This window comes from Sorangium sp. So ce296 (genome assembly GCF_051529605.1).
In the GTDB taxonomy this organism is placed as follows: domain Bacteria; phylum Myxococcota_A; class Polyangia; order Polyangiales; family Polyangiaceae; genus Sorangium; species Sorangium cellulosum_D.
Genome location: NZ_CP150325.1, coordinates 6146864 through 6170742 on the forward strand (window position 1 = coordinate 6146864; position 23879 = coordinate 6170742).

At 74.1% G+C, this 23879-nt stretch carries 16 protein-coding genes; 11 read left to right on the forward strand and 5 right to left on the reverse strand.

Annotation, left to right across the window (positions count from 1 at the left end):
* Positions 1-5 precede the first annotated feature (5 nt).
* The gene (locus tag WME98_RS22890; RefSeq protein ID WP_437953194.1) at positions 6-1028 is read left to right on the forward strand and encodes a hypothetical protein; all 1023 of its coding nucleotides are present in this window, start codon (positions 6-8) and stop codon (positions 1026-1028) included.
* A gap of 76 nt (positions 1029-1104) precedes the next feature.
* Here WME98_RS22890 and WME98_RS22895 read toward each other — a convergent pair whose 3' ends face one another.
* Positions 1105-1965 carry a tetratricopeptide repeat protein gene (locus WME98_RS22895; protein ID WP_020742257.1) on the reverse strand — a complete coding sequence of 287 codons (861 nt, stop codon included), beginning with the start codon at positions 1963-1965 and terminating at the stop codon, positions 1105-1107.
* A 185-nt stretch (positions 1966-2150) separates the two neighbouring features.
* Between WME98_RS22895 and efp the strand changes: the two genes are divergently transcribed.
* Positions 2151-2714, forward strand: a complete 564-nt coding sequence (gene efp / locus WME98_RS22900) for an elongation factor P (RefSeq protein WP_020742258.1) — start codon at positions 2151-2153, stop codon at positions 2712-2714.
* A gap of 60 nt (positions 2715-2774) precedes the next feature.
* Here the strand turns inward: efp and WME98_RS22905 are convergent, their stop codons facing one another.
* Entirely contained in the window at positions 2775-4736 is a 1962-nt protein-coding gene (locus tag WME98_RS22905; RefSeq protein ID WP_437953195.1) for a hypothetical protein, read from the reverse strand.
* A gap of 140 nt (positions 4737-4876) precedes the next feature.
* On the opposite strand from WME98_RS22905, the gene WME98_RS22910 reads away from it, so the two are divergent.
* From WME98_RS22910 to chrA, 3 genes are all read left to right on the forward strand, one after another.
* Complete coding sequence (locus tag WME98_RS22910; protein WP_437953196.1) at positions 4877-5071, forward strand: DUF5522 domain-containing protein; 195 nt, start codon at positions 4877-4879, stop codon at positions 5069-5071.
* Between the two features lie 242 nt (positions 5072-5313).
* On the forward strand, positions 5314-7485 hold the full coding sequence (locus WME98_RS22915) for a VWA domain-containing protein (protein WP_437953197.1): 2172 nt from the start codon (positions 5314-5316) through the stop codon (positions 7483-7485).
* Positions 7486-7611: 126 nt separating this feature from the next.
* The gene (gene chrA, locus WME98_RS22920) at positions 7612-8799 is read left to right on the forward strand and encodes a chromate efflux transporter (protein ID WP_437953198.1); all 1188 of its coding nucleotides are present in this window, start codon (positions 7612-7614) and stop codon (positions 8797-8799) included.
* Positions 8800-9088: 289 nt separating this feature from the next.
* On the opposite strand, the gene WME98_RS22925 is transcribed toward chrA, so the two are convergent.
* The 3 genes from WME98_RS22925 to WME98_RS22935 form a co-directional block, all read right to left on the reverse strand.
* Positions 9089-10279, reverse strand: coding sequence for a glycosyltransferase (locus WME98_RS22925; protein ID WP_437953199.1), 1191 nt, complete (start codon positions 10277-10279; stop codon positions 9089-9091).
* 237 nt (positions 10280-10516) lie between these two features.
* A complete protein-coding gene (locus WME98_RS22930; protein WP_437953200.1) occupies positions 10517-11680 on the reverse strand; it encodes an acyl-CoA dehydrogenase family protein in 1164 nt (387 codons plus the stop codon).
* A 133-nt stretch (positions 11681-11813) separates the two neighbouring features.
* Positions 11814-15317 (reverse strand): hypothetical protein, encoded by a 3504-nt coding sequence (locus WME98_RS22935; protein WP_437953201.1) that lies wholly within the window; start codon positions 15315-15317, stop codon positions 11814-11816.
* A gap of 235 nt (positions 15318-15552) precedes the next feature.
* Here WME98_RS22935 and WME98_RS22940 point away from each other — a divergent pair, with 235 nt between their 5' ends.
* The 6 genes from WME98_RS22940 (at position 15553) to WME98_RS22965 (ending at position 23541) form a co-directional block, all read left to right on the forward strand.
* The gene (locus WME98_RS22940) at positions 15553-16317 is read left to right on the forward strand and encodes a hypothetical protein (protein WP_437953202.1); all 765 of its coding nucleotides are present in this window, start codon (positions 15553-15555) and stop codon (positions 16315-16317) included.
* A gap of 105 nt (positions 16318-16422) precedes the next feature.
* Positions 16423-16986: a cytochrome c maturation protein CcmE gene (locus tag WME98_RS22945; protein WP_061621774.1), complete on the forward strand. Its 564-nt coding sequence runs from the start codon at positions 16423-16425 to the stop codon at positions 16984-16986.
* A 93-nt stretch (positions 16987-17079) separates the two neighbouring features.
* Entirely contained in the window at positions 17080-18306 is a 1227-nt protein-coding gene (locus WME98_RS22950; RefSeq protein WP_437953203.1) for a phospholipase D-like domain-containing protein, read from the forward strand.
* A gap of 18 nt (positions 18307-18324) precedes the next feature.
* Positions 18325-19098, forward strand: coding sequence for an endonuclease/exonuclease/phosphatase family protein (locus WME98_RS22955; RefSeq protein WP_437953204.1), 774 nt, complete (start codon positions 18325-18327; stop codon positions 19096-19098).
* Between the two features lie 185 nt (positions 19099-19283).
* Positions 19284-19925 (forward strand): NAD(P)-dependent oxidoreductase, encoded by a 642-nt coding sequence (locus WME98_RS22960; RefSeq protein WP_061621771.1) that lies wholly within the window; start codon positions 19284-19286, stop codon positions 19923-19925.
* Between the two features lie 148 nt (positions 19926-20073).
* Complete coding sequence (locus WME98_RS22965; protein WP_437953205.1) at positions 20074-23541, forward strand: DVUA0089 family protein; 3468 nt, start codon at positions 20074-20076, stop codon at positions 23539-23541.
* Positions 23542-23879: the final 338 nt, after the last annotated feature.

Below are 23879 nucleotides of genomic sequence, written 5' to 3' on the forward strand. Positions count from 1 at the left end.
CCAGGATGTCCCGCTTCGCAGCACCCCCGCTCAGCCGTCGGACCTTTCTCCATGCGCTCGGCGCCGCGGGCGGCGCCGTCGCCGCGCCGGGGCTCTTCCGGCCGGCGCCGGCGCTCGCCGGGGGCGCCTCGAAGGTCAGGCGCGTCGACGACTCGGACATCGGCGTGACGCTGAAGCTCGAGCTGTCGCACGCGCCGTTCCCCTGCGCCGGCGCCCCGTACCGGGACGCGACGGTGCTGGTCTTCGTGCCGGACCATTACCGCGCGCCGGAGAGCGGCGAGCTCGACCTGGTGATCCACTTCCACGGTCACGTCACGACCGCGGAGCGGGCCATCGCGGCGCACAAGCTCCGCGAGCAGCTCCACGAGAGCAAGCAGAACGCGGTGCTCGTCGTGCCGCAGGGCGCGGTGAACGCCGCCGAGTCGCCCCCGGGCCAGCTGGGGCAGCAGGGCGGCCTCCGGCGGCTGTGCGGCGAGCTCGCGGCGGTGCTCGCGGGCCCCGCGGCGCGGCGGGCGCTCGGCGACCGCGCCGTCCCGCGCAAGGCGAAGCTCGGGAGGCTCTGCCTGTCGGCGCACTCGGGCGGCTACCGCGTCGCGGCCGCGTGCCTCCGCCACGGCGGCTGCGAGGTGAGCGAGGTGTACCTGTTCGACGCCCTCTACGGGGAGGTCGACGCGTTCCGCGACTGGGTGCTCGAGCGGAAGGACAGGTCGGGGCGGGACCGGCACAAGCTCATCAGCCACTTCGTCGCGGGCGACCCGCGGCGGCTCAACCTCGAGCTCGAGCGCGCCCTCGAGGCGAAGGGCGTCGCCTGCCTCCACGAGCGCCGCCCGGGCGAGCTCACGCGCAAGCAGCTCGTGGACGGCCGCGCGATCTTCATCGAGGCCCCGCTCGCGCACAGCGCGGTGACCTTCCAGCAGAACGCGTTCCGCGACTGCCTGTTCGCGTCGGGCCTCCGCCGCTCGCTCCGATCCAGCTGGTTCGAGGACAAGGACGAGCCGCGGAAGATCGACGTGCGCCCCCCGTCCTGAGGCGCGCCGCCCACGCTGCGCCGCGCGTTGCCGCGCGGCGCAGCACGTCGCCGCGCGCGCCGCTCGCCGACGCGCGTCAGTGCCGGAGCGAGACGTCGGCCAGCGCGAGGCGCGCGTCGTTGATGTAGGCGCTGTCCGGGAAGCGGCGGATGAACGACCGCAGCGTCGTCTTCGCGTCGTTCCAGGCCTGGATGTCGAGGAGGCACTCGGCGAGGAGGAAGGTCGCGTCGTCCATGACCTCGCGGTCGGGCGACGCCTCGGAGAGCGTCATGAGCAGCGGGATCGCGTCGCGCTGGCGGTTCAGCCTGCGGTAGGCGCGCGCCAGGTTGAGGCGGGCCGACGGGGTGTGCGACGCCGTCTCCTTCTGGCGGATCGCGTCCTCGAAGGCGACCGCGGCCTCGTGCCAGCGGCCCGTCCGCATGTGATCGAGGCCCGTCTGGTACGATTTGATCGACAGCTCCGAGCGCGCCTTGTCGACCGAGTCCGTGAAGAAGGCGAGCTCGGCGCGGGTGAGCGGCGCCTTGCGCAGCGCCTCGAACCCCTCGATCACCTCCTGCCGCCGCTCGGCACGGATGAGCTCGTAGAACGCCGCGGCGTCGCTCTCGGCTTTGGCCCGCGCGTCGCTCCGCTGCTGCATCTCCTTGAGATCCGCCTCGTGCTTCGCGATGCGGTCCCGGGCGCCCTTCGTCTCGGCCTGGACGGCGTCGACGCGCGCGTCCCAGGCGAGCTTGACGACGCCGATGACCACGATCACGAAGAGGAGGTTCGCGCTCGCGCTGTTCCAGAAGGCGCGCCGCTCGTACGCCATCTGGCGCTTGGAGATGCTCTTCAGGTCCGCGGCGAGGGCGTTCGTGAGGTTGTTCGTCTTGATGATGAGCCCACGGGATTCCACGATCTCACGCTTGATCTCCCGGAGCTCGTCGTCGAAGTCGTGCATTTTCAAGTCCTGAAACCGCGCCCTGTGCAGGAGGCCGCGCTCGTGCTAAGGGGGCCGCGACGCGGGCCCCCGAACCGCGCCCGGGAGGCCGCTAACGCGGACTCGCGGGCCGCGCAAGGGGGACGCTGACGCGGATCCCCGGCCTCGCCGACAGGCCGCCCTTACGCTACCAGGAAGCTCTGCCCATGGACACAAGCGACATCCGAAAAGGCCTCAAGATGATGGTCGACGGCCAGCCCTACTCGGTCATCGACTTCCAGTTCGTCAAGCCGGGAAAGGGGCAGGCCTTCACCCGCGTCAAGATCCGGAACATGGCGACCGGCGCGGTGCTCGAGCGCACGTACAAATCCGGCGAGAAGCTGGAGCCCGCGGACGTGGAAGAGCGCAGCCTCCAGTACATTTATCCCGAGGGCACGGACTACGTGTTCATGGACCCGGCGACCGGCGAGCAGCTCACGGTGCCCGGCGAGAAGATCGGCGACGATTCCCAGTGGCTGAGCGACGGGATGTCGATCGACGTGACCCTGTTCAACGGGCAGCCGATCGGCGTCAGCATGCCCCCGCACGTGGTGCTCCAGATCGTGAGCAGCGAGCCGGGCGTGAAGGGCGACACGGCGAGCGGCGCCACGAAGCCCGCCACGGTGTCGACCGGCGCGACCGTCAACGTCCCGCTCTTCGTGAAGGAGGGCGAGTGGATCAAGATCGACACGACCGACGGCAAGTACCTGGAGCGCGTCAACAAGGGCTGAGCCCCGGTTGACCCCCTGGCCTCGGCCGCGGGGGTGACCCCCGGGCCTCGGCCGCGGGGGTCACTTCGCCTCGAAGATCACCGCCGCCGCGCCGACGACGCACGCGACGCGCGCCCCCCCGTTGGCCGGCGCGCACGCCGTCGCCTGCGCGAGGTCGCCACCCGACCAGAGGCGCGCGGCGCCGCCCGCGGTCGCCACGAGCAGCCCGCCGGCGGCGGGGACCGCGAGCGTCGCGCCGTCCGGCGACCGCGCCGCGCCCCGCGGGGCGGGCGTGGCGAGCGGGAACGACAGCGCGGACGCGGTCGGCGCGGCGGCGCGCAGGTCGATCGAGACGAGCGCGGCGCCGAGGGCGATGTCGAAGCCGCCCTCGGACGCAGCGAGCGGAGAGAACGGCAGCCGCTCGGTCCCGGCGCAGCGCTCGGGCGCGGCCGCGCCCGGCCGGGCGCGGGGCCCCTGGCCGCGGAGCAGCGGGAGCGGGACCTCCATCTCGCCGACGGCCTCGGGCGAGCTGCGGAAGAGCGCGAGCAGCGTGGGCGCGTCGCAGCGCCGCTCGACGGCGACGAGCTCCGCGGGCCCGGCGTGGACGGCGGCGGGCCAGGGGGGGATGTCCGTCGCCGCCTCGGTCGACGCCGGCGCCGCCGCGGGGTCGACGCGGACGACGCCCTGCGCGGTGCGGACGAGCAGCGCGCCGCTCGCCTCGAACGCGAGCGGGCCGAAGGCGCCGGGCCGGGTCGGCTGGGGGGCCGCGGCGGTGCGGTACACGGCGGTCGCGGTGGCCGGCGGGGCGAGCTTCGCGAGCAGCTTGCCCTCGTCCTTGCCGCGCGCCTCGGCGCCGCCGCGGTCGAGCGCCGCGACGGCCGCGAGCGGCGCCCCGCGCGTCGACGCCGCGACCGCCTCGGCGTGATCGATCGCCGCCGCGAGCCCCGGCTCTCCGCACCGCACCGGGCCCGCGCCCGTCCAGACGAGGGCCTCGCCGGCGCGCGTGGCGTCGCGGCCGGCGACCGCGCCGCCGCCGCCCGCGGCGTCGGCGCAGAGGGCGGCGTGGAGCCGGCGCAGCCGCTGGGCGGAGGCGGCCACGGCCGGCGCGGTGGCCTTGCCGCGCGCGTCGCGGAGCAGGGCGGCGGCGAGCGCGCGCAGCGTCTCGCCGGGCTGGGCCGCGTCGCGCGACAGGCCCGCGGGGCGATCGAGGAAGACCAGCGGGGCGCCGAGGCCGGCGGCGGCGGCGCCCGCCGGCGCCGGGAACGGGCGCAGCGCGCCGGCGAGGCCGACGGAGACGACGAGGTCGTCGCGGCCGTCGGCGTCGCGGTCGGCGACCTCGAGGGCGGCGGAGAGCGCCTCGTCGGGCGGCGGCGTGCGGAGGCGGAGCTCCAGGGCGAGCTCCGGCGCCGCGCCCGCGCCCGCGGCGGGGCCGGGGAGGCGGATCACGGCGATCCAGCGCGTGGCGCCCGCGCCGGCGGCGCGCTGCTGATCGGGGCACTGCGGCGCGAAATCGAGGGCGAGCGTCGCGGGGCCGATCTGGCTGAGGCCCACGCGCGGGGTGCACCCCTGCGCGGCGAGATCGCCGGGGAGGGCGGCGAGCGTGCGCGGCGCCTGCGGCCGCGCGGCGGGCGCGAGCAGGAGCTCGCCGCGCAGGCCGTCGGGCGCCCGCGCCCACGCGACGAGATCGCGCGCGCCGTCGCCGTCGATGTCGAGCAGGAGGCCGGTCTCGAAGGTGCGCCCGGTCGGCGCGGCGGCCACGGCGCCGCCGTCGAGGGGCCACCGCTTGCCGCCTTCGGGCGCCGGGACGCTCGGCACGGCCGCGAACCGGGGCGCGGCGGCGTCCGGAGCGTCGGCGTCGGCGTCGGGGCCCGCGTCCGGCGCGCCGGGGGCGACGGCGCTCAGCGGGGGCGGGGAGCCGGAGGGCGCCGCCGAGCCGAGCGTGTAGGGGGTGTAGGGCTTGGAGCTCGGGCAGCCGTCGCAGCCGGTCGCGGCGAGGAGCGGGAGCAGGGCGCGGAGGAGCTTCGGGCAGGATCGATCGGGCATCGCGAGCGGACCCGCCCGAGCACCGGCGCGCGGCGGGCGGGGCAGGCGTAGCACGGGCGGCGGGCGGGCGTCGCGGCCCCGCCGCGCCCCGGGGCCGGATGGCGCCGGTGCGCGTTTCGGAGTAGCTTGATCGAGGGCAGATGCGCGGGCCGAAACCTCCTAAGGCCATCGAAGGCGAAGACTATTACCTCGAGGGCGGCCGGGTGGTTTTCACAGCGGAGTATCACCTGAAGCGGGGATACTGCTGCAACTCGAAATGTCGTCATTGCCCTTACCGTGAGAGCGCGCCGGCGGAGTCGGTAACCATCACGGTACCTCGCGTGAAACTTCCCTGAAGCGATCGAGCGCCCGCGGCGGAAGACAGCGAAGGAGCCCGCGGCGTTCCGTTGTCGGCGCATGAGGCGACGGGCGGCCGCTGCTGTGCCGCCGATCGCGGTGGCCAGTGCGCCGCAGTCCCCTGGGCTGTCGATGGGGTCGGGCGCTCGCGCGCGCGATCACGCGATGGCGCGATGGAATGCCGGTTGTCCGGGTTGTGCGGAGCGTCTAGGATTTCGCACCCACTCGCGCAGGAGTTCCTATGCGTCGTAGTTTTCGTCCTCTGCTCTACTGCCTTTTGCTCTCCGTGCCGGTCGGATGCACCGCGGCGTCGAACGACAAGGCCCCGCAGCCGCAGCCGCCGGTCGATAATGTGCCGGCGATCGAGGACACGGATAAGGACGGCATCAGCGACGCGGACGAGGGGCGCGACGAGGAGATCGACACGGACAGCGACGGCGTGCCCGATTTCGAGGACGCCGACTCCGACGGCGACGGGCTGCCCGACAAGCTCGAGGGCGCCATCCCCGCAGGGCAAACCGCGCTTCCCGACAGCGACGGCGACGGCGTGCCGGATTTCCGCGACGAGGACTCCGACGGCAACGGGATCCCCGACGAAGAGGAGGGCGACGGCGACCGCGACGACGACGGCACGGCCGATTACGCGGACCTCGACGACGACGCCGACGGCCTCTTCGACAGGGACGAGCTGGGGCCGGACCCGCTCGACCCGGTGAACACCGACGGCGACAGATGGCCTGATTTCCGCGACACCGACTCCGACAACGACGGCATCCTCGATCGGTTCGAGCGAGAGATCGACGCCGACAGCGACAGGATCCCGGCGTTCCGCGATCTCGACTCGGACGGCGACTGCCGGCCCGACGCGGCCGAGCGGGGCGAGGGCGAGATCACGAAGCCGCCCATCGACAGCGACAACGACGGCGCGGGCGATTTCCTCGATCTGGACAGCGACAACGACGGGTTGCTCGACAAGCTCGAGGACGTCAACTGCGACGGCGTGCTCGATCCGCTCGAGTCCAGCACCGCGAGCGAGGACACGGACGAGGACGGCGTGAGCGACCTCATCGAGGTGTCCGCCGGCACGAACCCGAACGACGACCTGGACAACCCGCAGGCCAACGGGGACTTCGTGTTCATCGTGCCCTACCGGGACGATCCGAGCCCGGCGCAGGATACGCTCGACTTCTCGACCAACATCTCGCAGGCCGACGTGGTGTTCGCGATGGACACCACGGGATCGATGAGCGGCTCCATCAGGAACCTGCAGGGCGCGCTCCAGGACATGATCGATGTGCTCGCCGAGGAGATCCCGAGCATCGGTATCGGGGTGACCCACTACAAGGACTTCCCGACCGATCCGTACGGCGGCTCCGCCGACCAGCCGTTCTACCTGGAGCACCGGGTGATGAGCGTGCTCACGCCGGAGGGGCGGGAGTCGGTGCAGGAAGCGGTGGACGAGCTCTCGGCCTCGGGCGGCAACGACGAGCCGGAGAGCGGCTGGGAGGCGCTCTTCCAGATCGCCAGCGGGCGGGGCACGGACGAGGGACGCTCGAGCGTGCCGGCGTTCGACCCGGCGACCGCGCCGCCGGGCGAGATCCCGCCGGGCGAGTCGGTCGGCACGATCGGCGGCGTGGGCTTCCGCACCGGCTCGCTGCCCATCGTGGTGATGATCACCGACGTGCCGAGCCACAACGGGACGATTCCGGGGTACGGCTACTCGAGGATCGAGTCCCCGAACTACCAGCAGGCGCTGAGCGCGGTGACCGGCTTGGGCGGCCGCCTCATCGGCATGGTGGCGACGTCCAACGGGAGCGAGGCGAAGGCCGATCTGACGGCCGGCGCGCTGGCGACGGGCTCGGTGGTTCCGCCGACGGCGTGGGGGCCTGAGGGCATGCGCCCGCCGAGCTGCGCGGTCGGCCAGTGCTGCACCGGCGAGAACGGCAGGGGCGTGGCGGCGGCGAACGGCAAGTGCCCGCTCGTGTTCCAGACCTCCAGCAGCGGCACCGGCCTGAACCTGGCCGTCGTGCAGGCGATCAAGGTGCTCACGACCTACGTCACGCTCGACATCTCGGCGGCGGCGGAGGACGACGAGACCGACACGGTCGACGCCGTGAGCGCGTTCATCGACAGGATCATCGCGAACAACCTGGCGCCGGAGCCCTGCACCTCCGGCCTCAGGGTCGTGGACAAGAACCGCGACAGCGTCGCGGACACGTTCGCCAACGTGTTCCCGGGGCCGACGGTCTGCTTCGACGTGCTCCCGAAGATCAACGTCTCGGTGCCCCCGACGACGGAGCCGCAGGTCTTCACGGCGAACATCGTCGTCACCGGCGACGGCGTGACCACGCTGAGCACCCGCAAGATCTTCTTCCTCGTCCCGCCGGAGATCCCGGACCTCCCCATCGAATGAAGGGCGAGCGGGCGCCCGCCGGCGGGCGCCCGGAGCCGCGGAGGGGGGCTGCCCCGGCGGCGGCTCCCTCGAGCCCTTTGGCGGCCTTTCCTGGGCCCGTTTCTGGTAATACACGGCCGCACGGTCATGGGCGAAAGCTCGATCAGCGGGGGGGGCCCGGCGCCCGGCGAGGCCCGGGGCGCGGCGCTCTGGGAGCTCGCGCGGCTCTTCTTCCGGCTGGGCGCCACGGCGTTCGGCGGCCCTGCGGCCCACGTCGCGATGATGGAGGACGAGGTGGTCCGCCGGCGCGGCTGGATGACGCGCGAGGACTTCCTCGATCTCTACGGTGCGACGAACCTGATCCCGGGACCCAGCTCGACCGAGCTCGCGATCCACATCGGGCACCGCCGGGCCGGGTGGGCGGGGCTGCTCGTGGCCGGGGCGTGCTTCATCGTTCCGGCGGCGCTCATCACGCTCGGCTTTGCGTGGGGGTATGTCCGGTTCGGCGCCGTGCCGGAGATGTCGGCGCTCCTCTACGGGGTGAAGCCGGTGATCATCGCGGTGGTGGTCCAGGCGCTCTGGGGTCTCGGCCGCGCCGGCCTGCGCTCGAAGCTCTCGGCGGGCCTCGCGGCGCTCTGCGCGGGCGCGAGCCTGCTCGGCGTCCACGAGCTCGCGCTCCTGGCCGGCGCCGGCGCGCTCGCGGTGGCGTTCCGGCTCGCGGCCGGGCGCCCTCGGGGCTCGTCGCCCGGCGTGGCGGGCCTCGTCGTCCCGCTCGCCGGCGGCGCCGCGACGGCCGCGGCCGCGGGGGTGCCGTTCGGGCTCCTGCCGCTGTTCCTGTTCTTTCTCAAGGTGGGTTCGGTCCTCTTCGGGAGCGGCTATGTGCTCCTCGCGTTTCTTCGCGCGGATCTCGTCGAGCGATACGGCTGGATGACCGAGGCGCAGCTGCTCGACGCGGTGGCGGTCGGCCAGGTGACGCCCGGCCCCGTCTTCACGACGGCGACGTTCATCGGGTATTTCCTGGGCGGTGGCCCGGGCGCCCTGGTCGCCACGCTGGGCATCTTCCTCCCGGCGTTCTTCTTCGTCGCGCTGAGCGGCCCGCTGATCCCCCGCGTCCGCCGCTCCGCCGTGGCCTCGGCCTTCCTGGACGGCGTGAACGCGGCGTCGCTCGCGCTGATGGCGGTCGTCTCCTACCGCCTCGCCCGCGCCGCCGTGGTCGACTGGCTCACCGGCACCCTGGCCGTCGTCGCAGCGCTCCTGCTCGTCCGATACCGCGTGAGCTCGCTCTGGCTCATCGTGGCTGGCGCCGCCGTCGGCGTTCTGTCCGTGCACCTCTAGAGCGGTTTTCGATCGGGGTTCGCGCAGACGTATTTCGTCTCTCGTCTTCCATGCTCGTCTTCCGTCTCCCGTGCTCGTCTCCCGTCTCCCGTCTCCCGTCTCCCGTCTCCCGTGCTCCTCTTCGTGCGCGTGCGCGTGCGCGATCCCTGGAATCAACGCGCACGCGCACGCGCACGAAGGACGCGCACGGAAGACGGGAGACGGGAGACGGAAGAGGGGAGACGGAAGAGGGGAGACGGAAGAGGGGAGACGGAAGAGGGGAGACGGAAGAACGCGTGTGTCCCGCGCCTCACCGCGCCGGCGATCGCACCGAAGCCGGCTCCTCTGCGGCCACCAGCTCCGACCCGGCCCCGATGTAGAAGGCGTTCCCCCGCCAGGCGACCCGCCGGTTGGAATAGGCGTTCAGCCAGCAGAAGAACCAGCACAGCGTCCGCAGCGGCTCCGCCAGGACCAGCGCCAGGTTGGAGCGCGCCGGCCGCAGCGCCCTCAGGGCCAGGAACGTCCCCAGGCTCTGCAGCGCCCAGGCGAACAGCCAGACATCCAGGGCGAGGCGCGTCGGGCTGAGCAGCAATGTCAGCCAGGCGATGAGCAGCGGCGCGTTGAACGGCTCCACCGCGAAGCAGCGCGGGACGAGCGCGCGCCGCATCTTCGCCCAGCGGGTGTGCCGATCCAGCGTGCGCATCAGCGAGCAGCTGGTGTTGCGGTTCTCGATCGGATCCAGGCAGAGATCGACCACGAACCCGCGCGCGCTGAAGCGCTGCCCGAGCACGTCGTCCTCTGCCAGCACGCTGGCCACGCTCTCGAACCCGCCGACCCGCTCGAGATCGGCACGCCGCATCGCCATCGACTTGCCCACGCTGATCGACCGCCCCGCGAGCTCCGCGGCGGCGACGATCCCGGGCGCGATGAACGCCCCGAGCTGCGCGTTCTCGACCACCGCGCCGAGCGTGCGCTCCCCCGTGCCCGCGACGAGGCTCGAGACGAGCCCCACGCCGGGCCGCATCAAGCGCGACAGGAGCGCGCGGAGGTAGTCCGGGCGAACACGCACGTTCGCGTCCGAGATGACGAGGACGCTGCCCTCCGCCCTGCGCGTGAGCTCGAGGAGCTGCGCCACCTTCGGGTTCAACGCCTCGCCCGGGTCCGTCACGCAGAGCCGCGCCTTCACCTCGGGGTGCGCCTCGATGAAGGCCTGGATCACCGGCACCGCCGGGTCCTCGCGCGAGGCGACGCCGAAGACGAGCTCGTAACAGGGGTAATCGAGGCGGGCGAAGGAGTCGAGGTTGCTGGCGAGCTCGTCATCGACGCCCGCGACAGGCTTGAGGATGCTGACGACCGGTGTCGCCGCGAGCGGCCGCGGCGCGCCGCGCGCCGCTTCGAGGCGGTGCCGGGCGATCCTCAAGAGGAACGAGGCCTGGAGCGTCACATAGATGGTAGATGACAGCGCCGTCGGCGCGACCGTCGCCAGAGCTCCCCAATCCATGGATGGCGATGCTGGACGAGGCGCGTGGCGTCTCGATGGCCGGACCGCAAATCCAGCGCTGCCTTTTCGCGACCAGGGCGTGACAGGAGCTCATCGCCCCCGCGCCGCCTGGCAGCGACTCGCCACGATACGCCCCGACCGCCGCCGGCGACATCGCCCTTCGCCCGGGGGATCCGTCTCCGACGCACGCGCGCCGGCGCCGGGCGAGCGGGGCCGCGCGACGTGCGGCGTGCGGTGTCAGGTGATGCGGCCGATCAGCTCTCGCGTGATGTTCTTTTGATGGGACTCGAGCGTGCCGCCGCCGATCTCGAGCAGCTTGGCGTCCCGGAAGAACCGCTCCACCTTGTACTCGGTGCAGTACCCCCAGCCGCCGAGCACCTGCATGGCGTTGTCGGCCACCTCCTTGCCCACCGGCGCCGCGAAGAGCTTCGCCGCGTCCGTCCCGAGGCGGTTTCTCCGGTCGGGGCTGACGTTGCGCGCCACCGAGTAGATGAGGGCGCGCGCCGCCTCGGTCTTGGCGTAGCTCTCCGCGATGTAGCGCTGGATCTGCCCGTGCTCGGCGATCGGCTTGCCGAAGCTCCTCCGCTCTCCGGCGTACTGGATCATGATGTCCAGACAGCGATCCGCGATTCCGAGGCTCATGGCAGCCAGGGTGAGGCGCTCGAGCTCCAGGTTCCTCATCATGTTGCGGATCCCGCCGCCCTCCTGCCCGAGGACGTTCCGGGCGGGCACGACGCAGTCGTCGAAGATGAGCTCGCTCATCGTGCTGGCGCGCATCCCCATCTTCGGCGTCTTCTCGTCGGTCGAGAACCCGGGGAACCCGCGCTCCACCACGAAGGTCGTGATCCTGCCCTCGATGGTCGCATAGACCAGGAAAATCTGGGCCTCGGGGGCGTTCGTGATGAGCGCCTTGCGCCCCTTCAGGATGTACCGATCCCCGTCGCGCCGGGCGAACGTCTTCATGCCGAGCACGTCTGTCCCGCTCGTGGGCTCGGTCATGCCCATCGCGCCGATCCACTCGCCGGAGAGCACCTTCGGCAGGTACCGCGCGCGCTGCTCGTCGCTCCCGGCGTGGAAGAAGTTGTTCACGAACAGCATCGCGTGGGCGAGATACGCGAGCGTGAACCCGGGATCGCTCTTCGCGAGCTCGTGGTGGACGATCACGGCGGCGACCGCGTCCATGCCCGCGCCCCCGTACTCGGAGGGCACGGTCACGCCGAGCAGGCCGAGCTCGCCCAGCCGCTGCATCAGGGGGACGTTGAGGCTGGCGCTCCGGTCGTGCTCGTCGGCCTGCGGCTCGACGACCTCACGGGCGAAATCCCGCACCATCTGCCGCAGCATCCGGTGCTCTTCCGTCGGGTTTTCCAGGTCGTTTTCCATGGCGGAGGATGACGCGCTCATCACCGCCGAACGTAGCACGCGGGAGCGCGCGACCGCGACGGCGTGGCACGCGATTCGCTTCGTCCTCGGGCGAACCGTCTCGAAAGGGCCGTGTATGAAACGCTGGACCGACGTGGTGCTCTGGAGCGTGGTGCTAGTGTCGCTGCTGATGTGGCTGCTCGGCGTGCTCGGCGTGCTGCCCGAGGACGGCTGGCTCAACGTGCTCCTCGTGATCTCCGCCGCTTTCGCCGTCACCGGGATGCTCCGGCAGATGCCCGCTCGGCCCCACCGCTGAGCCGGCGGGCGCCGCCTCGGGCGACTCCGTCTCTGTCGCCGCCGCCGCGGGGCCGTCCTGGCAGCAGCGGACGCCGGTCGAGTAATCGAGGTAGCTCCTCGGGTGGGCCGTGATCAGCGCCTCGCAGCCCGCCCGGGTCGAGCGCGCGTAGAAGCCGCCGGCGAAGGCGCCGCCCGGCTCGTTCACCCACTCATCGAGGTTGCCCACGAGGTCGTAGACCGCGTCGCTGCCCCAGCGGCTCCGGCACCGGGGGCTCCCGCCCGTCTCGCGGAGCAGGGGCTCTCGGGCGCTGCGCACGCGGTTGAGCCGGGGATCCAGGTGGCCCATCGACGCGTTGCCGTGAAGCAGGGCGGCGGGGTGCGCCGGCCGGAAGACATTGCACGCGCCCTCCTCGAACGTGTCGCCGTACGGGTACAGGGTGTCGTCCTCGCCGCGGCACGCCGTGACGAACTCGTCGACCGAGCAGAGCCGCTTGCCCGCGGCCGCGCAGGCGCTCTCGGCGACGAGCCCGGTCACGTAGCCGCTCGGCCGCACCCCGAACCTGGAGCGGGCCAGCGCGGCGGTCGCCCGGCCGCGCTGCCAGCCAGGGAGCAGCGGCAGCGGGAAGGCGCGGGCGTGGACGTCGCCGATCCGCCGCCGGCCGGTCGACCACTCGGCGAGCGTGATCTCGAGGAGGTTCGGGGTCGACGGGTAGTCGGGCGAGAGCGCCTGCCCGGTGGCGCCGTCGACGAGCATCCCCTCGAAGCGATCGATGCAGAAGCGCCCGCCCGCGATCGCGACCATGTCCGAGGGGCACGCGGGCGCGGCCGGCAGCGCGGGGGCGGGCGCCTCCGCCGGCGCCACCGCGGCCGGGCGCGCCGCCGCGACCGCGGTCGCCGGCAGCGCGGGGCGCGCGACGCCCGCCTCGGCCTGCGCGTCGAGCCCGCGCGCCGCGCTCCCGAACCACCGCAGGCTGCCGTCGGCCGCCCAGACGACGTCGCCCACCACGCAGGCGCCGGGGGCCGCGAGCTCCGGGACGGTCACGAAGGCGCCCGGCGAGGGCGCCGGGACCGCGCGCCGCGCCGGCTGGCCGTCGACGCAGAGCGCGCCGGTGTCGTCCGTGGGCCACGGCTGCGACGCGAGCTCCGCGCCGTCGTCGTCCAGCCAGACCACGTGGCTCCGGGCCGCGTCGCTGAGCAGCGCGCCTCCCTCGGGCAGGGCGACGAGCCGCACCGTGAGGTCGCCCTCGGCGAGCGGCAGCGACGTCTCGCGCGCGGGGCCGGGCCGGCCGAGCGCGTCGATCGAGAGCGCAACGACCTTGCGCGGATCGGCGGCGCTCACGCCGGCGACGAGGGCCCCGCCGCCCCGGCGCTCGCACGCGTCGAAGCCCGCGCGCACCGGCGACGCGATCGCCACGGCGGGCGCCGCCGGGCCCGCCGCGGCCGCGTGGGGCGCGCGGGGGTCGACGCGCGCGAGCGCGGCCTGCGCGCCCGGCGCGGTGAGCGCGCCCGAGGCGTCGACCCCGGTGATCTGGAGCCGGTCGCCGAGCACCTCGAGGAAGAGCCCCCGCTCGCTGCCGCCGACGAGCGCCGCGCCGCCCTCGTGGGCGCGCCCCCGCAGCGCGGGCACCACGAGCGGCTCGGGCGCGATCCGCACCACGTCGGTCCTCGCGAGCCACCAGGACGCCCCGATGCGCGCGGCGCGCCGCCGGTCGGCGGGGCGCTCCGGCTCGTCGATCGGCGCGCCCGGCGCGCCCCCGGGCGGCGCGGCGCCGAGGCCCGCCGGCGCGGCCGACGCGGAGATCAGGCCGCGCGCGTCGAGCCGGTGGAGCTGCCCCGCGGCGAAGGCGAGGCCCTCGCCGTCCGCCGCGAACGCGCCCCACGCGAGGCGCGCGCGCCGCGCCGGGAACGGGTCCGGCTCGCGGCGCGGCTGCCCGTCGGCGCGCGAGGCCGAGAAGAGCTCGCCGGCGACCGTCTGGAAGTAGGCGCGATCCCCCGCCCACACGGCGAGCCCCGGATCGTACGCCGGCTGCCCCGCGGCGCGGCGGGCGCCGCTCGCGGCGATGCGCTCGAGCGCGCCGATCTCGGCCGGCGCGAGCGGCGTCGGGTCCGCGAGGCGCGCCGGATCCACGGCGCAGACCGCCCTGGGAGCGGCGCCGGCCGGGAGCCGCTGGAGCGAGGGCGCGACGCGCGTCGCCTGGCAGGCCCCGTTGCGGCCGGTGACGTCGACGGCCACCGCGCCCGCGCTCGCCGTCGCGAGGCGCGGATCCAGGTGGCCGCGCAGCGCGCCGTAGTCGAGATCCCCCTCGGCCACGACCGCGCGCCGGCTCGCGTCGAGCTTGCCGTCCTCGCCGAGCGACGCGAAGGCGATCTGCGCGCTCCCGAGCCATGACGTGCTCGTCTTCTTCGCGCTCGCCGCGTAATAGAGGAGGTCGATCGCGCCGGGCCTCCCGGCGGCGTCGATGAGCCCCATGCCGTCGAGGGGCGGCCGGAACCGCAGCCCGGTGGGGGACGACGCGGCCGCGATCCCCTCGGCCGGCGAGAACCAGCGGATCCGCACCTCGACCTCGGGCAGCGGATCCGGCCGCTTCGGCTGGGGCGCCGCGCGCGGGGCCTTCCTCGGGCGGCCTTCGCGCCCGCGATCCGCGCCGCGCTTCTTCTTGTCGGCCGGGGCGCCGCGTCCGCCGGACGCCTTGTCGGGCCGCCTCGCCGCGGGCGCCTTGCGGGCGGGCGCCTTGCGGGCGGGCTTCGCCGCGGCGGCGCGCTCGCGCGCCGCGCGCTGCGCCTTCGCGGCCACGTCGCGCTTCGCGGGATCGGCGATCTCGAGCTCGAGCAGCGCGACGCGCTCGCCCACGGCCGCCGCCGCGTGCGCGCGGCCCCTCGCGCACGCGCGGGACGCGGCCGAGTCCTCGCCGGGGAGGAACGCCGTCGCGCAGATCTCGCCGTCCTGCGAGGTGAGCAGCGTCGTGCTCCCGCTGGGCGAGGAGAGAGCGCCGGCGAGGTCCTCGTCGACGAGCAGGAGCGGCGGTCCGAGCTCGCCGGTCGCGGCGTTGAGCCGTCTGACCCAGCCGAACCGGTCCGACGACGTCTTGGAGAGGAACACCACCGAGCGGCCGTCGAGCGACGGCTCGACGGTGAACGCGAGCGGCTCGAGCTGCGGCGCGCCGAGCGGGGTGCGCCCGGGTTGCGCCGCGGCGTCGGCCGCCTCCGCGGCGTCGGCCAGCGGCGCCGGGGCGGCGGCCGGCCCGCGGGCGGGGGCGCGCGCCGCCGTGCCGGCGGGCGCGGGCGCCGCCGTCATCGGGCGGCCGGAGCAAGCGCCCGCGCCGCAGGCGAACGGCACGAGCAGGGCAGCGAGGAGGGAGAGGGGCGATCGGGGACGTCGCATGCTTCGCGCGCTCGGCCCCGCTCGCGGCGCGGCCGGGAGGGGGCGGCGGCCGAGCCTAGCGCAGATGGGCCGGCGATCGTCGCCAGAGGGCGCACGCGCCGCGCGCCGTGGGCTGCGCGCACGCCGGAGCGTGCACCGCGGTGCCGCTCTGTACGGGCCGCGATCGTCGCGGGGCGCGCGCCCGCGGGCACGGCGGCTGCAGCCCGGCAGGGCGGAGAAAAGCCAGGAGGCCTCCATGAACGCGTCGATTCACCGCATGCACGTAACTCTGGGCGCCGCCGCGCTCCTCGCGCTCGTCTCCTCCGGGTGCGGCGGCGAGCGGCGGCCGGCCCAGCCGATCGGCAGGACGCCGACGTTCGAGTCCGAGATGCCCTACGCAGCCGACAGGCAGCCGCCGGGCGCCGGGCACGGGCACGCGCCGCCGCCGTCGGACTCGAGCGAGTTCGGGCGGAGCCCCGCGGAGCAGGGCCGGATGGGCCAGGGCGCGCCGGGCGAGCGGCAGGGCCAGGGCGCACCGGGCGGCCGGATGGGCCAGGGCGCGCCGGGCGAGCGACAGGGCCAGGGCGCGCCGGGCGAGCGGCAGGGCCAGGGCGCGCCGGGCGAGCGGCAGGGCCAGGGCGCGCCGGGCGACCGCGAGGAGCGCGAGCTCTGCGACGAGATCTCCGCGTCGACGAGCGTCAGCGCGCAGGACATCCCGGGCGGCGTGCAGATCGTGCTGACGCCGGTCCCCGGCGCCACCGCGACGTCGCTCGAGCGGCTCGCTCGCCGGCTCGACGCGCACCTCGCCGCGCTCGACCAGGAGGAGCAGCCGCCGCCGGGGGACGGCGAGGCGCGCTGCCGCCTGTTCGACATGGCCCGGGCGGGCGCGCGCGGCAGGGTCGTCGAGGCGGCGGACGGGCTCCGCGTGCTCTTCACGACCGACGACACCGCGAGCGTCTCGACGCTCCGCGAGCAGGCGCGCCGGTTCGTGCAGTACGCTCGCGAGGGACAAGTCCGGTAGGGCTGTCCGAACCCTGGGGCGCCTTCGAGGCGGCGCACGGGGGCGTGCAGGTGGCGCTCGACCGGCCGTGGAGCGCGGGCTAGCCTGTGCCTGAAGGGTTCCACGATGAGCAAGAAGCTGGATGAAGAGTTGGCCCAGGCGCTGTCTCTCGTAGAGCAGCAGGACACGCCCGCGGTGGTGAAGCCGGCCGCGGCGAGCCCGCCGACCAAGCGCCCGTCGCGCAGCCTTGGCCTGCTAGCGACGCTGCTCGTCATGGTCGGCGCGCTCGTCGCGCTGTTCCTCGTCGGCTTCAAGGAAGCGGCCGTCTACGCGACGCCGGTCGATCAGCTGCTCGCCTCCAAGGAGAAGCTCGCCGGCCGCAAGGTCCGCGTCGAGGGCGAGCTCGTGCCCGGCACGCTGGCCAAGCGCGACACCCCCTGCGAGTACCGCTTCGAGATCCACGGCACGCAGGCGTCGCTGCCCGTGCGCTACGCCCAGTGCGTCATCCCCGACACCTTCCGCGACGTGAAGGGCGGCGGCGTCCAGGTGACCGTCGAGGGCACGCTCAAGCAGGACGGCAACTTCGAGGCGAGCCTCGTGATGGCCAAGTGCACCTCGAAGTACGATCCCAACACGCACGAGATGAAGGGCGGCGCCGAGGCCGGCGAGGGCCCGCTCTCCCTCAAGTGAGCGAGCGCGCCCGCCCGCGGCGCCCGCGCGCGGCGCATCGCCGGCGGGTCGGGTAGCGCTCGCCTTCTCCCCTGCATCCTCCACACTCCGCCGATGATCTCCCGTGACCGCCGGTTGCTGAGCCCCGTCGGCGACGGACGCAGCTCGCCCGTGCCGGGCGAACCGCCCTCGGACCGCGCCGGCGCGTCGAAGCCCGTCGGCCCCATCCTGACGGCGCAGCACGCGCTCACCCTCCTGCCGGGCATGGAGGCGGTGCTGGGCTCGATCTTCCGCGACGTCGAGCGCGCCGAGCGGCGCGTCGACATCGAGACGTACATCTACCGCGACGACCTGCTCGGGAGCTCGTTCGCGGACGTCATGGGGCGGGCCGCGGCGCGCGGCGTGCGCGCGCGGCTCCTCTACGATCCGCTCGGCTCGCACGAGACCGACGCCCCGTTCTTCGACGAGCTCCGGCGCCGCAACATCGAGGTCCGCGCCTATCGCCCGATGGCGTCCAGCCTCGGCCGCGGCGGGCTCCTGCCGCGGGATCACTCGCGCGTCATCGTGATCGACGAGCTCGCTTACACCGGCGGCGCCGCGTGGGGAGACGAGTGGCTCCCCACGCGGCGCGGCGGCAAGGGGTGGCACGACGTCTGTATGCGCCTCGAGGGCCCCTGCGTCGAAGACTTCGCCTTCCTCTTCGAGCAGCGCTGGCGCGAGGCCGACGGCGGCTCCGAGGGGCTGCGCGACTACGCGACCGGGCGCAAGTACCCGGATCTCGAGCTCGTCGCGGACACGCCGGACGACAACGCGCGGGTCTACGGCCGCTACCGCGCGGCGATCCGGCGGGCGAGGGAGCGCGTCTGGATCGAGAACGCCTATTTCTTCCCGCCCGCCGGGATGCTCAAGGATCTCGTCGACGCGGCCTCGCGCGGCGTCGACGTCCAGATCATCCTCCCCGGCGAGACCGATCTGCCCATCATCCAGCGCGCCGCGCGCGCCGAGCACGCCGCGTGGCTCGATCGGGGCTTCAAGCTCTTCGAGTACCAGCGGGACGTCATGCACTCGAAATTCGCGCTCATCGACGACGACTGGTGCACGATAGGCACGTTCAACGCGAACCCGAGCAGCCTGAGCGCCGTCAACGAGGTGAATCTCTTCGTGTTCGAGCCGGCGTTCGTCGCGCAGGTGGCGGACCTGTTCTCGAGGGACAGGGCGGCCTCGCGGCCGGTGACCCGGGGCACGCTCGCGGAGCGGTCGCTCCAGGCCAAGGCCGCGGACTGGCTCGCTCACGGGGCCTTGAGCCTCCTCGACAAGCTGGTTAAGACATCCCCGGACTGACGCCCGAGGAGGAGGCATTTGAGCCAGGATCGCGACCTCGTCATCTTGACCCAGAACATCTGGGGGGGAGTCGCCCTCTGGGAGCGGCGCCGGGCGATGCTGGCCCGGCTCATCGGCGATCTGCGCCCCTGCATCATCGGGCTCCAGGAGGTGCACGCGCAGGGCGCGAGCGGCGACCTCGGCCAGGCCGGCGAGCTCTCGCGGCTCGTCGGCGGATACCGGGCCTGGTTCGCGCCGGGGCGGGTCGCCGCGGGCGGCGAGTGCGAGGGGGTCGCGCTGCTCTGCCGGGACGACATCGAGGTGCTCGATCACTCCGTGGAGGCGCTCACGCTCGACCGCGACGACCCGTTCGAGCGCGACAGCCAGCGCGTCGTCCTGCGCGCCGCGATCCGGCGCGCGGGCGCGGTGATCGACGTGCTCGTCACGCACCTCTCGCTGTCGAAGCGCGCGCGGGCGCGCACCGTGCGCGAGCTCGTGAGCTTCGCCGCGCGCGAGCGCGAGAAGTCGAAGAGCCTCGGCGCCGTGCTGATGGGCGACTTCAACGCGCTCCCGAGCGAGGAGGCGGTCTGTTACCTCCAGGCGAGCGCCGGAGAGGGCTCCTGGCTCGACGCCTGGTCGCAGACGCACCCCGGCAAGACCGGCGGCACCTGGCCGGCGGGCCTCCCGCTGCGCCGCATCGACTATGTCTTCGTCCAGCCGGGGGAGGGGTGGACGATCACGCGCTGCGAGCGGGCGCCGTTCTCCGGCTCGGATCACCACGGCGTGGTCGTGGGGCTGCGGCTCGGCGCCTGACGGGCGGAGCGCCGCGCGCCCGGACGATCCCCCGGCGGCGCTCGACGGATGAGGCCGGCGTCCCGCCCAGGGCGGCGCGCGCCTCGCTCCACAGCGCAGAGCGAGATTCGGGGCATGCGTAAGGAGCGTAAGGATGAATCGCGCGTATTGAACCCGCCGCGGCAGACCGGGTAGGCTGGCGGTTCATGAGCAGACTGCTGATCTTGGGGGCGACTGGGGGCACGGGCGCCGCGTTGGTCCGTCAGGCCCTGGAAGCTGGCCACGAGGTCTCCGCATTCGCGCGGACGCCGGCCAGCATCCCTGTCCCGCACCACGAGCGGCTGCGCGCGCTCCGGGGCGACATCATGGATGCCGAGCAGGTGTCGCGCGCCGTGTCCGGCCACGACGCGGTCCTCTCCGCCGTCGGGTCGCGCGGCCTGGGCCCGACGCGCGTCTACTCCGAGGGCGTCGCCAACGTCCTCCGCGCGATGAAGGAGCACCGCGTCCGCCGCCTGATCGCGGTCACCTCGGCGGGCGTCGGCGACGATCAGCAGAGCGCGCTGTGGTTCCGCGTCCTCGTGAAGCCGCTGCTCCGCAACCGGTATTCCGACATGCAGCGCATGGAAGAGGCCGTCCGCCAGAGCGATGTGGCCTGGACCGTCGTGCGCCCGCCCAAGCTCACGGACGGACGGCTCACCAAGGATTACCGCGCCAGCGTCGATCACCTGCCGATGGGCGGTTACTTCTTTGCTGGTCCCACCATCTCTCGCGAGGACGTCGCGCATTTCATGCTCTCCCAGATCGACAGCGACGAATACCTGCGCAAGACGGTCGTCGTGACGTACTGAGGCTCGGCGCGCGCGCTGTCCCTTGACGCAACGGTGGGGCTTGGGTCTGCTGCCGGCCACGCCGCCGCGGCGAGCCTGCGGCGCTCCTAACGTGATGGTCGCGCTCGCCATGATGTCCGCGACCGCGCCCAGCCGAGGCCCGAGCTCCATGATGTTTTATCGCAGGACCGCGCTCCCGTTGTTTCTCGGTCTGGGGGCTCCGGCCCTGATCGGGTGTGAGCTGCTCGTCGCCGTCGACCGCAGCAAGATCGATGCGCCCGCGGCCGGCAGCGGCGGCGAGGCCGGCGGCGGCGGCGAGGCCGGCGAAAGCGGCGAGGCGGGCAGCGGCGGCGGGGGCGGCGCGCCAGGCGCGGTGTGCGGCGACGGGGCCGTCGGCGCGCCCGCCGAGGCGTGCGACGATGGGAATCGGACGGCCGGCGACGGGTGCGATCCGGGCTGCGCGATCGAGCCCGGGTTCGCCTGCGCCGGGTCGCCGAGCGCGTGCACCGCGGGGTGCGGCGACGGCGCGCTGGGCGGCGCGGAGACGTGCGATGACGGCGGCGACGAGGACGGCGATTGCTGCTCGCGCGCCTGTCAGGTGGAGCCCGGGTGCGAGGTCGAGCCGAACGACGGCTTCGCGTCCGCCAATGACGCCTTCGCCATCGCGCCGGACGGCCGCATCCGCGCGTTCATCGATCCCGAAGGGGATGTGGACATGTTCTCGGTGACCGTCCCCGACGGCGCGCTCGGGCGCCTCGAGGCGGAGACGCGCGACGGCCCGCTGGGCACGACGTGCAGCTCGCTCGGCGTCGACACCTACCTGACGATCGTCGACGGCAGGCTCGAGACGATCGCGGACCACGACGACATCGATGAAGACAACTACTGCTCTCACCTCGTGCTGGAGAAGCTGAGTCCCGGCGAATACCTCGTCAGCGTGCAGATCTCCCCTGCTGCGGAGCCCGCGACCTTCGACTACACGCTCTCGCTCACGCTGGACACCTCGGTGTGCGGCGACGGCGCGCTCGAGGGCCCGGAGCTCTGCGACGACGGGAACACGGTCGGCGGCGACGGCTGCAGCGCCGCGTGCGAGCTGGACACCCCGCGCCCCGAGGTCGAGCCGAACGACACCGCGGCGGAGGCCGACGCGCGCGCCGCGCTCCGGCCGAACGCGCTCGTCTCGGGGGCGATCGCGCCGCTCGGCGACGTCGATGTCTTCGCCTTCGAGGTGCCGAGCGTCGCGGAGATCCTGCTCGCCACGTTCAGCCCAGGGAGCCTGAGCGCGTGCGTCCAGGGGGTCGACACCTTCCTTCGGCTGCTCGACGTGGACGGCGCGACGGTGCTGGCGAGCGACGACGACAGCGGCCCCGAGGCCTGCTCGCTCATCGACGCGAGCGTCGCCCCGTGGGCGACCCAGCTCCAGCCGGGCACGTATTACGTCGCTGTCGAGGAGTTCTCCAACGACGCCACGATCCCCGGCTACAACCTCCTTGTCGTGTTCACCGCGCTCTGCGGCGACGGCGTGGTCGAGGGGGCGGAGGCGTGCGACGGCGGCGAGGGGTGCTCCGCGGCGTGCGCGCGCATCCAGGTGTGCGGCGACGGCGTGGTCGACGGCGCCGAGACGTGCGACGACGGCGACACCGAGAGCGGAGACGGCTGCAGCGCCGCGTGCGAGCTCGAGGGGACGCTCCCGGAGGTCGAGCCGAACGACGCGCCGGACCAGGCGACCGCGGGGCAGGCGACCGCGACGGGCGCGCTGTTCACCGCCTCGATCGATCCGCCGGGCGAGATCGACTATTTCGCCGTCGAGGTCCCCGGCGTGGCCGACCTCGATCTGGAGACGTTCGACGCGAGCGGCCCGCGCTCGTGCCGCGACGTCGACACGGTGATGCAGCTCCTCTCGCCGGAGGGCGCCGTGATGGCGGAGGACGACGACGGCGGCGAGGGCGCGTGCTCGCGCATCCAGGCCGCCATCCCCGCGCCGGGCACGTATCTCGTGCGCGTCGAGGACTACGGCAGCGGCTATGTCGGCGGATACACGCTGCGCGCGCGGACGACGGCCGTCTGCGGCGACGGCCGCGTCGAGGGCCTGGAGGAGTGCGACGGCGGCCCCGCGTGCGGGCCTGCGTGCCAGCGCGTCCCCGTGTGCGGCGACGGCCTCATCGACGCTCCCGAGGTCTGCGACGACGGCAATACCGACGGCGGGGACGGCTGCGACGCCGCGTGCCGGCTCGAGGGGGCGACGGCCGAGATCGAGCCCAACGCGACGCCCGCCGAGGCCGACGCCAACGGCGCCGTGGCGCCGGGAGCGCTCGTGTCCGGCGCGATCGAGCCGGAGGGCGACGTCGATCTCTTCGCCTTGCAACTCACCACCATCTCCGACCTCCGGCTCGAGACCTTCGACTCGAGCGGCCCCGACCGCTGCGCCGGCGTCGACACCGCCCTCGCGCTCCTCGCGGCGGACGGCGCGACCGTGCTCGCGTCCGACGACGACGGCGGCGTGGGCGCCTGCTCGCTCATCGACTCGACGAGCCCGGGCGGCGCCGCGGCGCGCCGCCTCTCGCCGGGGACGTACTATGTCAGTGTCCGCGGCTTCCCCGAGCTGCCCGGGGCGCGCTACACGCTGCGCGTCTCGCTCGACGCCTCGTGCGGCAACGGCGTGACGGAGGGCACGGAGGAGTGCGACGGCGGCGCGCTCTGCGATCCGCGCTGCGAGCGGGTCGCGGTCTGCGGCGACGGCCTCCGCGACGCGCCGGAGGGGTGCGACGACGGCAACGTCGCGGGCGGGGACGGGTGCAGCGCCGCCTGCCAGCTCGAGGCGGTGACCGCGGAGATCGAGCCGAACGACACCCCCGAAGAAGCGCGGGCGAGCGATCTCGTGATCGCGGGCGACGCGCTCGTCGCGGCGAGCCTCGCCGCGGGCGACAGGGATGTCTTTCCCATGAGATTGCCTGTCGCCTCGGTCGTGCGCCTCGAGGTCTTCGACGGCACCGCCGCGGGGTGCGCGGGGGACATCGCCACGACGCTCCGCGTGCGGGACGCCGAGGGGGCGCCCGTCGCGACCGACGAGGGGCTCTCCGACGCCGAGGTCGCGGGCGGCATCGGCGGCTGCTCGGCGCTCGTCCTGGCGCTGCCCGCCGGTGACTACGATATCGAGGCGGCGTCGCGGGACGGCGGCGCGGCGATCCCGCTCTACCTCCTCCAGGCGAAGATCCTCGAGCCCGCCGGCGCCGAGGCCGAGCCGAACGGCACCATCGCCGAGGCGAACGGGCCGATCGGCTCCGACGTCTTCATCGCCGGCGCGCGGACGAGCGACGACTTCGATTTCTACGCCGTGGATCTCCCGGAGGGCCGCTCGATCCGCGCGGAGATCGTCGAGGGCGGCGCGGAGACGTGCGAGTCGCTCGAGATCGACAGCCGGCTGTCGCTGCTCGACGCCGAGGGCGCGCTCATCGCGGACGACGACGACGGCGGCCGGGGGCGCTGCTCGCTCCTCGACGGCACCGGGGACACCCCGCGCCACCCCGGCGCGCACGCGCTCCCGGCGGGAACGTACTTCCTCCGCGTCCGCGCCGCGTCGGGCGCGTCGGGCTCCGCGGCCCTCTTCGAGTACCGGCTGGCCGTCACCCTCCGCTGACGCGCGGCGCCCCCGCGCGTCCGGGGTCGCTGCGCCCACGTCCCGCCGAGACGCGGCGCGCCCGCTCCGGGCGCCGCCGGGGGGCCGGGACGAACCCGGCCCGCCGTGGCGACTCGATGTCTCGATATCCCATCATCGCGAGACTGCCGCGCTCCGTCGCGCCGCGCCGCCGTGTGGCTCCGCGGTGCTCAGCGGCGTCACATGAGGGGTCAGGACCCACAAGCATCCTCGGGAGTCGCTCGTGAGCGTTCGCGCGCATTCCGCGTGTTCCTTCCTCGCGCGCCCGCGCGCGCCCGCCGTCACACGCGGCCTGGACCGCTCTTCGCAGCGCCGCCGCA